Below are 13,579 nucleotides of genomic sequence, written 5' to 3'. Positions count from 1 at the left end.
ATTCGCCCGAATCACTGATCACAATAGCGCCTGAAAACAGATACAGGTGAATTATGTCGGATACGACTCGCAAACTGACCGTCGGTATTACGCGTCAGGAACTGGTCCTTATTTTTATTACGGTAATCTGGGGGGGAACGTTTCTGATCGTGCATCAGGCGATGCATTATTCAGGTCCGTTCTTCTTTGTCGGTTTACGCTTTGCTACCGCTGCGCTGTTACTGGCGTTTTTTTTCCGCCGCTATCTTGCTGCTGTCTGTTGGCGCGAAGTCAAAGCGGGCACGATGATCGGCCTCACGATTGCGGGGGGCTACGGCTTACAAACCTGGGGCATGCAGACGATATCCAGCAGTCAGTCAGCGTTTCTCACCGCGCTTTATGTTCCCGTGGTGCCGCTGTTGCAGTGGCTGTTTCTGCGCCGTCCGCCAAAACTGATGGCGTGGTTGGGTATTTCACTGGCGTTCTGCGGATTGATTCTGGTCGCGGGGCCGCAGGATGGCCGAATTGCGCTGAATCAAGGGGAAGCCGCGACGTTACTCAGCACGCTGGCTATTGCCGGAGAAATCATTCTTATCAGTCGTTTTGCCGGTCAGGTTGATGTGCGTCGGGTGACCTTCATTCAACTGACTGTCGCTTCACTGTGTGCCTTCTGCTTTATGATCCCGAATGGTGAATCCGTGCCTGCGTTATCGACCCCGCTGTTAGTCAGCGCGGTCGGGCTCGGCGCAGCCAGTGCGCTGATACAGGTAACAATGAACTGGGCTCAACGCAGCGTATCACCGACACGCGCCACGGTCATTTATGCCGGTGAACCGGTCTGGGCGGGTGTGGTGGGGCGTTTAGCAGGCGAGCGTCTGCCGGCCGCTGCCATTCTTGGCGGTATCCTGATTGTCTGCGGGGTCATTGTCAGTGAGTTGCGCTGGAAACGTAGCATGCCATCGGCCTCTTCCGATGAATAGTGGCGCGAGAATAAGTGCTTATGGCCCAGTCAGTGTAGCCCTTTCCCTGCGCCGTATATCACAGCTGTCGGCACGGTACGGCCTGAAAACAGTCTGTTGCCGTGATGCGTAACGGTAACGTGAAGGAGAAACGTATGAAAAAGGCTACGCCCGGGCCAACGCGTCGTGCGGTCGCCGTTGCAGCGAAACGTGCGGCAATTTTGCAGGCTGCCCTGACCTGTTTTTCCCAGTTTGGTATTCACGGGACGCGGCTGGAGAAAGTCGCGGAGCAGGCTGGCGTCTCCAAAACCAATTTGCTGTACTACTATCCCTCTAAAGAAGCGCTTTATATTGCCGTATTAAAAGAGATCCTGGATGTCTGGCTGGCACCGCTACGTGCCCTGACTTACGAGCAGGAGCCGTTGCGCGCCGTGCGTCAGTATATTCGCCTTAAGCTGGAGGTTTCTCGCGATTATCCACAGGCATCAAAGTTGTTTTGCCTGGAAATGCTGCAGGGTGCGCCCTTGCTGAAAGGTGAACTGGCCGGCGATCTGAAGACGTTGATGGACGACAAAACAGCGATAATTGAGCGCTGGATAGCTGAAGGACGGCTGGCGGCGATTGCGCCTCAGCATCTGATCTTTATGCTGTGGGCGACGACACAGCATTATGCTGACTTTGCCAGCCAGGTCGAAGCGATCACGGGGAATCAGCTCAGCAATCCTGTTTTCTTCGAGGAAACAGTGGAGAACGTTCAGCGCATTATTATTGAAGGCATTCGCGTTCGTTAATAAAACGCGATCAAACTCAGCCCTGTAACAGACAAGGGAGTGGCGTGATGGATTCTGTTTCACAATGTGTTCTGGGCGCATCCGTGGCGCTGGCTGTGATGGGGCGGCGCGTACCTGCCTGGCAAGCCGCGGCGGTAGGCGCAATCAGTGGCACATTGCCCGATCTGGATGTGTTTATCGACCACGGTGATGCTATCCGCAACATGACGCTGCACCGGACTGAAAGCCATGCCTTACTCTATCTGACGTTGTGTTCACCGTTGCTCGCCGCGCTGGTCGCGCGGCTGTTCAAATCCGGCGTGACATGGATCGCCTGGTGGCCTGCTATTTGGCTGGCGCTGATCACGCATCCCCTTCTTGATTTGATGACAGTCTATGGCACTCAGCTTGGGCTGCCTCTCACCGATCATCCTTATGCGATTGGCAGCATGTACATCGTCGATCCGCTTTATACGTTGCCGCTTATCATCGGGCTCTGTGTCGCTTTGTGGCGGCGTAACAGACGGGGATTACGCTGGAATCACGCGGGGCTGGCACTCAGTACCGGCTACCTTGCCTGGAGTATGGTCATTCAGCAGGTGGCTGATGAACACATTAAACACTCACTCGAACAGCAGGGGGTGGCGACTGACAAGGTGTTGGTCACCCCAACGGCATTCAATACGCTGGTCTGGCGCAGCGTCATCATCACGCCTGACCGCTATGGCGAGGCTTACTGGTCTTTGCTGTCGCCTGCTCGTCCTGTCACGGTAACGTGGCGGCCGCGTCATCCTGAGCTATTCGTCCCGTTTAAAGGAAACTGGCTGGCAGAACGTGTTGCCTGGTTCAGCCATGGCTTTTATGCCATGGATGAGCGTGACGGGCAGGTCACCATTGCAGATTTGCGTATGGGAGAAGGGAGCCATTACACGTTTACGTTTGGTTTGGGCACGGCGGAAAGCCCTGATTTGCAGCCACAGCGCCTGCCGTCTGGTGAACGGGCCCTGCGCCGCGGCGTCAATCGTATACTTGAGCGGTTATAAAAAAGCCCGACGTGCGTCGGGCTTTTTTCAGTCTCTATATCAACGACGCGTGCGTCGACGCAGTTGCCAGCCTGCGGCGAGCAGGATAAACCACAACGGCGTGACCATGAGTGCCTGTCGCGTGTCTTCCTGCAGTGTTAGCAGCACCAGTATAAAGACAAAAAACGCCATACATGCCCAGCACATGAATTTGCCTAAAGGCATTTTAAATGTCGAGGCGGCATGACGTTCCGGAAATTTTTTGCGATATGCAAGGTAACTGCACAGGATAATTGTCCACACAAACATAAACAGAATGGCAGACACGGTGGTCACCAGCGTAAAGACCGTCATCACATTCGGGATCAGGTAAATCAGAGCCACACCACACAGCAGGCAGAAGCAGGAAAAGAACAAGCCGGTCGTGGGCACCGCGCGTGACGATAAACGACCAAAAGCACGGCTGGCAACGCCCTGCTGCGACAGACCATACAGCATGCGGCTGGTGGAGAAAATACCGCTGTTGGCTGAGGATGCCGCCGACGTCAGGACCACGAAGTTAACAATGCTGGCCGCAGCTGGCAGGCCAATGAGCACGAACATTTCCACAAACGGACTGCGATCGGCCATCACTTCGGTCCACGGGGTAACGGACATAATCACCAGCAGCGCCAGAACATAGAACATAATGACGCGCAGCGGAATGGCATTAATGGCCCGCGGTAAAACCCTGTGCGGGTCATGCGTTTCGGCCGCCGCTGTTCCCACCAGCTCGATACCGACAAACGCAAAGACGGCGATCTGGAATCCGGCAAAAAATCCGCTCAGTCCTTTCGGGAAAAGCCCCCCGTGATCCCAGATATTACTCAGTGCAGCGGTGCCACCACCCGGCGACGGGTAATGAATGGACACCAACACAATGCCGGTAATGATCAGCGCGACAATCGCCACGATCTTGATGATGGCAAACCAGAACTCCATCTCGCCAAATAATTTCACCGTGGCAATGTTTAAGGCCAGGAAAACAAAAACACATAGCAGTGCGCTCATCCAGATCGAAAAGCCGGGAAACCAGAGCTGGAAGTAGGCGCTTATAGCCACCACGTCGGCAATGCCGGTAACAACCCAACAGAACCAGTATGTCCAGCCGGTGAAGTAGCCGGCCCAGGGACCCAGTAAGTCAGCCGCAAAGTCGCTAAAGGATTTATACTCAAGATTCGACAGCAGTAATTCGCCCATTGCCCGCATGACAAAAAACAGCATGAAGCCGATGATCATGTAAACGAAAATGATCGAAGGCCCTGCCAGACTAATTGTTTTACCCGAGCCCATGAACAAACCGGTGCCAATCGCACCGCCAATAGCGATGAGCTGGATGTGTCGGTTATGAAGATTACGTCGCAGCGTGTCATCGCCCTGTGAGCTCGCCTGCGTTTGAGTAGATTGATCAACCATGAAAGTGTCTTTCCTGTCTTGATGTTGTGTCAGCTCTGGTGGCTGTTGAGAATACCGGATTGCCGGGAGCAATTTGGCATAAGATAGTGGAAGTGTTAATGAAAACGGTAATTGTTTTTTAACAATATCGGACAACGCTGGCATTAAAACGGCGCTTTCACTTAACGTTGGCGATTTTTACGTCAGATTAGGTAATATTTCATCACCCTGTGTCATCTTTTAAGCGTATCCTGCCGTGTGCTTCTACACTACCTCCGTACAGCTTCTTTCAGCTACAGAGGTTCTATGCGCACACTTGTTCTGCTTATCATCATGACCGGAGTGGGGTGGATGAGTTTGCCATGGTTAAAACAGCACCTTCCTGCGCAATTTAATCCCTTTACGCCACTCTCTGTAACGGATCCGCCGGGCTGGATGACGCGATTAAAACTCAAAAGACTGCAAACTGATCCCGCCGCCTGTCTTGACGTGATGCAGCGTGCACAGCAGGCCGGCGTTGTACGTTTCAGTCAACGGCCGGCGGTGACAGGGGCCTGTCCGTTGTCCGGCCCCCTCAGGCTGCAAAATTTTGGGCCCGTCTCGCTCAGCAGCAGTTTCCTCGCCAGTTGCCCAATGGCCGTTGCGGCTACAATGTACGTGGCTTACAGCCGCGAGCAAATGTTACTTCTGTCTGGCAGTGATCTGACCCGAATTGAACATGTCGGAAGTTATGCCTGCCGCAACATCTACCATCAGGCCACCGGACGGCTGAGTGAACATGCCAGCGCGGATGCCTGGGATATTACCGCCTACCAGCTTGCTAACGGCGAGCGGTTGGTGCCAGGAAAAAACTGGCAACAACCTGGCCAGAAATCACTATTACTTCATGCATTATGGCGATCGGGTTGTAACTTTTTTGGTAATGCGCTTGGGCCTGATTATAATCGCGCGCATGCTACACATTTTCATCTGGGCATGCGGGGGGCGGGTTATTGCAGGTGAGATTAACCTTTACTTTCACCGTAAAACTGTGTCGTGGGTTTAATATTATTTTCTTCTGTTCTGCTTTTTTACTGTTTTAAAAAGGGTGTCACATCTGCTTATTTTTTCTCATGGCGTCAGTGTTATTTAAATCATTCACCCGGTGTTATCACCGTTCATTGCCTGCTAAATGACCAAATTGAGAGAATATACTGCATTATTATTACCTGACTGGGTGAATGATGCCGTTTTAACAGGGCGATAAATTTGAGTTATCTGTACATAAATAAAGGAGGATGACAGTGTCGTTAAATAATTATTTTTCTCTTTTCAGATGCGTTATTTATTAAATAAGTTATCTGTACAAGCCCGCACCAGGCCAAAATGACAGCGGTCACAGGTCTGCGCCATCCGCCAGGCGTCTTGCCTGTAAAGACGGGCAGTGCCGTTATGCAGGCCGTTCAACAGGCCTTGTAAGGCCGTCTGCCCTACGACGCAGAGCAATAAGCCATCTTTTGTAGGACCAAAAGATCCGGGTAAAACGCGTACCAGAAAAGGGGTGCTTTCCCTGCCTGACTGCAGAAAACATGCGGCGGTGATTGCCTGAAAAAGACATCGTGTTTTACAAGATATGATCTGCGTTTTTTTTCAGCATAATAGGTTGCCGGGCGCAACTTATCGAGTGAGATTTGTTGATCATGGCTATGTTAAATGATTGAAAAAATATAAGAAAAATCTTATTATTTCCTCTGTTGCACTCGCCTGAGTTATCCCGAAGCGTTTGCTTACCCTGTATTTTTATCCTTTTCTCTGCAGGTCGTTGTCGCCAGAATGAAAATAATGCTTTTTATGACGTCGCAACAAAGAGTAAATTAATTACATAACGTGTTAATCAGAAATACCCGGCAAGTTGTTGAATTTGAGGCAATATGATAGGTGAAGATTATTTTTCCTGGCGCGAAAATGTCGAACAGCACTTTCAGGTATTAACGGCAGCTCCGCAATTAAAGGGGCTTTTACAGGATTATATCCAGTCACTGGGCTTCGATTTTTTCGCTTTTTTTATCCAGCATCGCGTTCCTTTTACGCGTCCGCGAGTTTATTTGCATGATACTTACCCCGAAGCGTGGATTAAACGTTATAAGGAACGGAATTATTATGCCATTGACCCCGTGTTGCAGCGCTGCCTGCGTGCTGGAAAAGGGGTGGAATGGACACCTGAACTCTTTTGCTCGGCGAAGGAAATGTGGCAAGAAGCGGGTAATTTTGGGCTGCTGAGCGGATTTTCTTGTTCTGCAATGGCGTCAAATCGAGCCGTTGGTATATTATCTATAGGTTCGCATCGTCCCTTTATTACTGACTGTCGGCAAGTGGAGCTGGAGGTAAAGTTGCACTTCCTCGCCGAGCAAAGCTTGTGCTTACTTGAACGCCTCAATGATGAAGCGCTGATGGTTCAGGGAAATGATTTCAGCCAGCGTGAGCTGGAAATTTTGAAATGGACCGCAGAGGGAAAAACCTCTCAGGAAATTTCACTTATTTTGTCGATTTCTGAACACACCGTAAATTTTTACCAAAAAAATATGAAAAAACGTTTTAATGTTTCCAATAAAACGCAGATTGCCTGCTATGCCGCAGCAATTGGTGTGATTTAAAAGAAAAGCAACTGCCAACTTTAGTAGTTCCTTACCTAAAGGGACTTCTCTACCCTGCGCGGGTGCGCTTTTGGCAGGCGCATAGAAATCATTGCAAACATGGGGATGTCAGAGGCGCATGATGAAAATAGTTCAAACGCAGTTAAAGGATATGCCATCCTCTTTGCTTGCCGAACTTGGCAGCTACCGTTACAGCGTGTTTGCGCGGGGTGAAGGCTGGTCGATTCCACCGCGTCTGAGTACACCAGGGCAAGAATATGACCGGTATGACCGCTCTGATGTGACCTGGTTAATCGCCTGGAGCGTGCGAAGCGGCATTAGCGGCTGCGCCCGCCTGATGCCCTGGACGGAACCCGAGCAAACGGAAGGCATTGTTTTGCCGTTCGATCATGAAAAGGTCTGGGAAATGTCCCGCTTCTCTGCACGACTGGAAGTGGATCCTGAGCTACCGCTCAATATTCTGTGGCATGCGGTACAGCTGGCGGAGCTGAACGGCATTGAATGCATTATCAGTTCGGCTACGCCGATGCTGGAAAAAATGTTTGAAGAACATCAGGTCGTCTATGAACCTCTGACGCCGGGTTTAATTCTGTCAGAGGATAATCTCTTTGCCATCCGTATCCCCGTCAGTCAACCTGCGCTGGCAGAGAAATACCGTGGTACGCGGCGTTTCAGCCCGGAAGAGGTGCTGCCTTCACTCGGCGTGTCCGTTAACTGGCATTCGAACGGTTAGCGCGCTGCCCCCGGGCGGGGGCAGCACAAGCCATTACTGGCGATAAGCCGCTTTGATTTGTTTAATGGTGTTACTGAACACGTCTGCCTGCGGCTTTTCGCCCAGTGTTTTCACATAACGTTCCATATTAATGATTACTTTTCCAGCATCAGCCTGGCCCATCCCTTTCAGGATCAAAGTAATCATCATCTTAAGGCAAGCCACTTCATCAGATAATTTTTGCGTTTCCTGCGAGGTAGCGAAATCTTCATCGCTCATGAATTTCTCCTTGGTGATTAACATCGTCTCTACAATCTTTACGCGCAGCAATCGGTGAGTATATCACACGAAAGACCACTTGCTGTTAGCGTGGGCAACGCAGGCTGTTTAACTATGTCAGTTCAGTCATATTAATTAATCACGGATGTGAATAGTAGCTGAGGAGAGCGTCGCAGTTCGGTAAAAATCTCATAAATACAATATCGTCTGATTGTTGTAACTGATTGATAAAACATTTTTTTTTACATTATGCAGGCTGTCATGTCTGTTCGTGCAGGCGTAAACAAGAACAGAGCCAGGTTGCATGAAGATAAAACACTGACGCGATCTGACCTGCCACTTTGTATCTGTGCTTTTAATGCAAAAACAGGTATGATTGCCGCTTGCAATCGTTAAATGCTACCTCTTTATTAGCTGCGGAGTGCTTCGCGTTGATCACTGTCCTTCTTGTCGATGACCATGAGCTGGTACGTGCCGGCATCCGCCGTATTCTTGAAGATATCAAAGGTCTGGTGATCGCTGGCGAAGCGTGTTGTGGCGAAGATGCAGTTAAGTGGTGTCGGGCTAATCAGGTTGACGTCATCTTAATGGACATGAATATGCCGGGTATCGGTGGGCTGGAAGCCACGCGCAAAATTGTGCGCTACAACCCGGATATCAAAATTATTATGCTGACGATTCACACTGAAAACCCGCTGCCTGCCAAAGTGATGCAGGCCGGTGCGGCAGGTTATCTGAGTAAAGGTGCCGCGCCGCAGGAAGTGGTGAACGCGATTCGTTCGGTTAAGGCCGGCCAACGCTACATTGCCTCGGACATTGCTCAGCAAATGGCGTTAAGCCAGATTGAGCCGCAAAAAGCCGAATCTCCCTTCAGCTGTTTGTCGGAAAGGGAATTGCAGATTATGCTGATGATCACCAAAGGACAAAAGGTGACGGAAATTTCCGAGCAGCTGAATCTCAGTCCTAAAACCGTTAACAGCTACCGCTACAGAATGTTCAGTAAGCTGAATATCAGTGGCGACGTAGAGTTAACGCATCTGGCCATCAGACATGGCCTGTTCAATGCGGAGCCATTAATCAGTAGTGAGTGACCTCTTTAATCCAAAAAATTTTCTCAGTACGGTCACCAGCGAGCCAGGTGTTTACCGGATGTACGATCTGTCCGGAACGGTTATCTATGTCGGCAAAGCGAAAGATCTGAAAAAGCGACTGACAAGCTACTTTCGCACCCAGGTGGGTAGCCGAAAAACCGAAGCGCTGGTAAGTAACATCCATCACATTGATGTCACCGTAACCCACACTGAAACCGAAGCGTTGTTGCTTGAGCATAATTACATCAAGCTTTATCAACCGCGCTATAACGTTCTGTTGCGTGACGATAAATCCTACCCCTACATTTTTCTGAGTGGCGACACACACCCGCGTCTGGCAATGCACCGGGGCGCTAAGCACGCCAAAGGGGAGTATTTCGGTCCGTTTCCTAATGGTTATGCGGTAAGAGAAACGCTGGCGTTGCTGCAAAAGGTCTTTCCGATACGGCAGTGTGAAAACAGCGTTTACCGCAACCGCACGCGCCCCTGTTTGCAGTACCAGATTGGCCGCTGTCTTGGCCCTTGCGTGACAGGGTTGGTCAGTGAGGAGGAATACGCCCAGCAGACAGATTACGTCAGACTGTTTTTAGCGGGCAAAGACGATCAGGTGCTGAATCTGCTGGTGACGCGCATGGAAGAGGCCAGTCAGTCGCTGCGCTTCGAAGACGCGGCCCGGCTGCGCGATCAGATTCAGGCCGTCAGACGCATTACCGAGAAGCAGTTTGTCTCTAATCAGGGCGACGATCTGGATGTGATTGGCGTTGCCTATGACGCCGGAATGGCGTGTTTGCACGTCCTGTTTATCCGCCAGGGGAAAGTACTGGGAAGCCGAAGCTATTTTCCCAAAGTGCCCGCGGATACGGACCTGGCTGAAGTCGTCCAGACCTTCGTCGGGCAGTTCTATTTGCAGGGCAGCGAAATGCGCACCTTGCCCAGCGAGATTTTACTCGATTTCACTTTGCCCGAACGTGAGTTGCTAGCAGACTCATTGACAGAATTAGCCGGTCGACGGGTAAACATTCAAAGTAAACCCCGCGGCGATCGCGCGCGTTACCTCAAGCTGGCTCGGACCAATGCCGGTTCGGCATTAAAAACGCGTCTTTCGCAGCATTCCACGATTCATCAGCGCCTCACCGCGTTGGCCGAATTTCTCAAACTGGAGAAGATTGGCCGCATGGAGTGTTTTGACATCAGTCATACCATGGGTGAACAAACCATCGCTTCCTGCGTCGTGTTTGATCAAAACGGCCCGCTTCGTGCTGACTACCGTCGTTATAACATCACCGGCATCACACCTGGCGATGACTATGCGGCCATGAATCAGGTGCTACGCCGCCGTTATGGCAAAGCGATTGAGGAAGAAAAAATTCCCGATGTGATCCTGATAGATGGGGGCAAAGGTCAGCTGGCACAGGCAAAACAGGTGTTTGCAGAGCTGGACGTGCCCTGGGATAAATCCCGCCCCATTTTGCTGGGCGTTGCAAAGGGCACTGATCGTAAAGCCGGTCTGGAAACCTTATTTTTCGAGCCAGAAGGCGAGGGCGTTTCTCTGTCACCCGATGCGCCAGCGCTTCATGTCATTCAGCATATTCGTGATGACGCTCACAATCATGCAATTTCAGGGCACCGTAAAAAACGGGCCAAAGTCAAAAACACCAGCGCACTGGAAAGTATCGAGGGCGTGGGACCAAAACGGCGACAGCAGTTGCTCAAGTACATGGGCGGCCTGCAACCGTTGATGAATGCGTCGGTCGAGGAGATCGCCAATGTGCCCGGTATATCGCATGCGCTGGCGGAAAAAATCTACTACTCGTTGAAACACTAGCATTGAAACAGGGGGGGCAATGTAGGAACATACGTTAAACACCACCCAATCCAGACAGTTACCAGCATATGCAATTTAACATTCCGACCTGTCTTACCCTGTTTCGCGTCGTTCTTATTCCGTTCTTTGTGCTGGCTTTCTATCTGCCTTTCCACTGGGCGCCCTTTGTTACCGCGTTGATTTTCGTTGTTGCCGCCGTGACCGACTGGTTCGATGGCTTCCTGGCTCGCCGCTGGAAGCAGACAACCCGCTTTGGTGCGTTTCTCGATCCGGTGGCGGATAAGGTGATGGTGGCCATTGCTTTGGTACTGGTTGCGGAATATTTCCATGCCTGGTGGATCACGCTGCCCGCTGCCACGATGATCGCCCGTGAAATTATTATTTCAGCCCTGCGCGAGTGGATGGCAGAGATAGGTAAACGGAGCAGCGTTGCGGTTTCCTGGATCGGTAAAGTGAAAACCACCGCGCAGATGTTTTCGCTTTTTGCTCTGCTGTGGCGTCCGGACAGTATGGTGGTCGGTGTTGGCGTGGTCGCGCTGTACATTGCTGCGGTGCTGACGTTCTGGTCCATGTTCCAGTATTTAAGCGCTGCCAGAGGCGATTTGCTCGAACCGTGATCGATGCGATTCAAAAAGCAGCAAACGGACGCAATGTGGGGATAATTTTATTGACTCACCGCGTCATCTCAGTAGAATGCATCGCATCGAACGGCAGCACAGCTGCAGAAGCTAAGAAAAATCAGTAAGTTCGATAAAGCGTAGTAAAGTCTGACCCTTCAGCAGCGAGTTATCTGAACGGTAGGATGATGCGGGAATAGCTCAGTTGGTAGAGCACGACCTTGCCAAGGTCGGGGTCGCGAGTTCGAGTCTCGTTTCCCGCTCCAAATTCGCTGGCCAGGCAATCCTGGCGGCAAATCGGTTTTAGGCGCGTTGGCAGAGTGGCTATGCAGCGGATTGCAAATCCGTGTACCTCGGTTCGACTCCGGGACGCGCCTCCAGTTATACCTCGCCCGGGTGGTGAAATCGGTAGACACAAGGGATTTAAAATCCCTCGATCGTAAGGTCGTGCGGGTTCAAGTCCCGCCCCGGGCACCATATTGAAACACCCATAAAATCAAGTCGTAGCAATGTCGTTTAAGCCGCCTCTTTGGGCGGTTTTTTGTTTTTATAAGCCCTTCCTGCTATGTCATTTCTGATTCTGGTCTCAGGCTCCTGTTAAACCCGTTTCTCCCTTTGCCGTTTGTCTCCTTCTGTGCTGACCTGACGCTGTTTTTTATAACATGCCACGTCTGGCAATCCAGCAAAGGCATCAAGATGACGTCTGCACGATGAGTGGAAACAAGCCCGGTAGACTGAGAAAGAGAGGCTTTACGGGTACAGGCAGCATGATATCGATTACCGAAAACGCTCGTCCTGAATGTGGGTGACAGTATCAAAACCAGTAACAGTTTTGACTATGCTCTCAATCCCCGTTTTGACAGACATGACGGTGACAGACGGCATTATCTGGTATTTTCGCCTTTGGCTACGGGCGGTCCTGTCACGCATCATTGCCGTTTCTCAATCAAAACGGAATGGATTACCTTTGACCAATACATTCAGGGCCAAAATAAACGCGAGGAAAAGGGGCAGATTGAGAAGGCTGCGGATTTTAAGCGGCTCAATCCGTTCATTAAAAAAACCTGCGTTACACAGGCAGAAATCGTTACAAGGGAAAATCCAGTTGTCAGCATGCGCTGACCCGGCAAGCATACAGTGAATGGGGTTTTTAGATACAAGTGAATAACTTTTGATCAGTAAAAGGCACGATGTGTATGTTGCAGGCATAAAAAAGCCCACTCGGATGTGGGCATAGCAAAATTGGCTATTAATGTAAGGTTCTAACAATTACCTCCTAACTATCGGCAATCCCGCGCCAGGCTTTAGCCGCCGTAAAAAATAAACCTTTCATATTGCCGACAGCCTTCGGTGCGAAAGGCGGGCAACGTGCTCTGTTCTTATCCCGTTGACTGACTTTTACAACATGTCGCTATTCGGTTTTGCAAGATTGATCGTGCTGGCAGAAGCGGCAGAGTCAGATTCAGACCAGGTGTCCCTAAGACTTAATGGTGCCGTTAAGCGCTTATCCGTCGTTTGAGCAATGGCAGTGTGTTCCCTGACAATCAACATAAAAATGGCGTGGAGATGTTTTGGCAGGCGTTAAACGATATGTTCTTACGGTCGGATACGACTTTTTTCCCGCGCGGCGAGGTTACTGTGGCGGACAGGCTGAGGCCAGCAGGTTACCTTTCTTCTCTGTGTACTAATCTTGTCTGCAGTCATTTCATTATTCAGAGAAGGGCAAGCCGTGCCGGGAAACAAAGCAGAAATCACTGTGGGTTCAGATCATATCATCATCGCTCGACGTTACCGCGCTCTTGGCGCGCTCAACGATCTCTTTATCGCAGTATGGTTCCTGACGGGCAGCATCCTGTTTTTCTTCGACTCGCTGATGACAGGTGGAACATGGTTATTTGTCGTGGGGAGCCTTCAGTTATTACTTCGCCCGGCAATCACCCTGGCAGAACTGGTACACGTAAAGCGCATCGATCAACATCCACAAAAACCTCAGTAGTCCTTTACCCCTGTATCACCGACAGATAAACGCATTCAGCCTGCCTGATATATGAACGACTCAGGCAGGCTAAATGAAAGGTGAGGCGATTTCAGGAGATCACCAGGTGCGGGCGGGCGGTGGTGGCGGTTGCTGCCCGGATGCAGGCGGCGGTGGTGCAACGGTGCCTGCCGGTGGTGGGGCCAGTGGCTGACCCGGGGGGTGGGGCGGAGGCCGCGGCGGGGGATGGACGTGTGGCTGTGTCTTTTGCCACTAGGGGCCG

At 51.1% G+C, this 13,579-nt stretch carries 13 protein-coding genes and 3 tRNA genes; 14 read left to right on the top strand and 2 right to left on the bottom strand.

Translation table 11 applies throughout. The features are described 5' to 3' along the window. Positions 1 to 53: 53 nt before the first annotated feature. The 3 genes from RAC60_RS06205 to RAC60_RS06195 all read left to right on the top strand — a co-directional run bounded on the left by RAC60_RS06205 (position 54) and on the right by RAC60_RS06195 (position 2,751). Positions 54 to 959, top strand: a complete 906-nt coding sequence (locus RAC60_RS06205) for a DMT family transporter (RefSeq protein ID WP_058702702.1) — start codon at positions 54 to 56, stop codon at positions 957 to 959. 134 nt (positions 960 to 1,093) lie between these two features. After that, positions 1,094 to 1,729 carry an HTH-type transcriptional regulator RutR gene (gene rutR, locus RAC60_RS06200; RefSeq protein WP_033737596.1) on the top strand — a complete coding sequence of 212 codons (636 nt, stop codon included), beginning with the start codon at positions 1,094 to 1,096 and terminating at the stop codon, positions 1,727 to 1,729. Positions 1,730 to 1,776: 47 nt separating this feature from the next. Further along, positions 1,777 to 2,751, top strand: coding sequence for a metal-dependent hydrolase (locus RAC60_RS06195; RefSeq protein WP_039341209.1), 975 nt, complete (start codon positions 1,777 to 1,779; stop codon positions 2,749 to 2,751). A 39-nt stretch (positions 2,752 to 2,790) separates the two neighbouring features. Here RAC60_RS06195 and cycA read toward each other — a convergent pair whose 3' ends face one another. After that, complete coding sequence (gene cycA / locus RAC60_RS06190; RefSeq protein WP_039341206.1) at positions 2,791 to 4,185, bottom strand: D-serine/D-alanine/glycine transporter; 1,395 nt, start codon at positions 4,183 to 4,185, stop codon at positions 2,791 to 2,793. 285 nt (positions 4,186 to 4,470) lie between these two features. Between cycA and RAC60_RS06185 the strand changes: the two genes are divergently transcribed. The 3 genes from RAC60_RS06185 (at position 4,471) to RAC60_RS06175 (ending at position 7,530) form a co-directional block, all read left to right on the top strand. Further along, the gene (locus RAC60_RS06185) at positions 4,471 to 5,166 is read left to right on the top strand and encodes an extensin family protein (protein WP_006118770.1); all 696 of its coding nucleotides are present in this window, start codon (positions 4,471 to 4,473) and stop codon (positions 5,164 to 5,166) included. A 908-nt stretch (positions 5,167 to 6,074) separates the two neighbouring features. Continuing rightward, on the top strand, positions 6,075 to 6,797 hold the full coding sequence (gene sdiA / locus RAC60_RS06180; protein WP_033737592.1) for a transcriptional regulator SdiA: 723 nt from the start codon (positions 6,075 to 6,077) through the stop codon (positions 6,795 to 6,797). A gap of 121 nt (positions 6,798 to 6,918) precedes the next feature. Continuing rightward, on the top strand, positions 6,919 to 7,530 hold the full coding sequence (locus RAC60_RS06175) for an acyl-homoserine-lactone synthase (RefSeq protein WP_006118772.1): 612 nt from the start codon (positions 6,919 to 6,921) through the stop codon (positions 7,528 to 7,530). A gap of 33 nt (positions 7,531 to 7,563) precedes the next feature. Here RAC60_RS06175 and RAC60_RS06170 read toward each other — a convergent pair whose 3' ends face one another. Then, positions 7,564 to 7,788: a DUF2594 family protein gene (locus RAC60_RS06170; RefSeq protein ID WP_006118773.1), complete on the bottom strand. Its 225-nt coding sequence runs from the start codon at positions 7,786 to 7,788 to the stop codon at positions 7,564 to 7,566. 431 nt (positions 7,789 to 8,219) lie between these two features. Here RAC60_RS06170 and uvrY point away from each other — a divergent pair, with 431 nt between their 5' ends. The 8 genes from uvrY to RAC60_RS06130 all read left to right on the top strand — a co-directional run bounded on the left by uvrY (position 8,220) and on the right by RAC60_RS06130 (position 13,317). Then, entirely contained in the window at positions 8,220 to 8,879 is a 660-nt protein-coding gene (gene uvrY / locus RAC60_RS06165; RefSeq protein WP_006118774.1) for a UvrY/SirA/GacA family response regulator transcription factor, read from the top strand. Continuing rightward, a complete protein-coding gene (gene uvrC, locus RAC60_RS06160; RefSeq protein ID WP_058702701.1) occupies positions 8,872 to 10,704 on the top strand; it encodes an excinuclease ABC subunit UvrC in 1,833 nt (610 codons plus the stop codon). The genes uvrY and uvrC overlap by 8 nt, the downstream gene beginning before the upstream one ends. Before the next feature lie 68 nt (positions 10,705 to 10,772). Further along, the gene (gene pgsA, locus RAC60_RS06155; protein WP_006118776.1) at positions 10,773 to 11,321 is read left to right on the top strand and encodes a CDP-diacylglycerol--glycerol-3-phosphate 3-phosphatidyltransferase; all 549 of its coding nucleotides are present in this window, start codon (positions 10,773 to 10,775) and stop codon (positions 11,319 to 11,321) included. Positions 11,322 to 11,511: 190 nt separating this feature from the next. Continuing rightward, positions 11,512 to 11,587 (top strand) — tRNA-Gly (locus RAC60_RS06150). Positions 11,588 to 11,627: 40 nt separating this feature from the next. Further along, positions 11,628 to 11,701, top strand: a tRNA-Cys gene (locus RAC60_RS06145). A gap of 10 nt (positions 11,702 to 11,711) precedes the next feature. Then, a tRNA-Leu gene (locus RAC60_RS06140) sits at positions 11,712 to 11,798 on the top strand. Between the two features lie 324 nt (positions 11,799 to 12,122). After that, positions 12,123 to 12,443 carry a hypothetical protein gene (locus RAC60_RS06135; RefSeq protein ID WP_058702700.1) on the top strand — a complete coding sequence of 107 codons (321 nt, stop codon included), beginning with the start codon at positions 12,123 to 12,125 and terminating at the stop codon, positions 12,441 to 12,443. 634 nt (positions 12,444 to 13,077) lie between these two features. Continuing rightward, entirely contained in the window at positions 13,078 to 13,317 is a 240-nt protein-coding gene (locus RAC60_RS06130) for a YrhK family protein (protein ID WP_237166121.1), read from the top strand. Positions 13,318 to 13,579 lie beyond the last annotated feature (262 nt).

This window comes from Pantoea sp. BR_17 (assembly GCF_041955125.1).
GTDB lineage: Bacteria > Pseudomonadota > Gammaproteobacteria > Enterobacterales > Enterobacteriaceae > Pantoea > Pantoea stewartii.
This window is presented reverse-complemented; position numbering and strand designations above follow the sequence as displayed.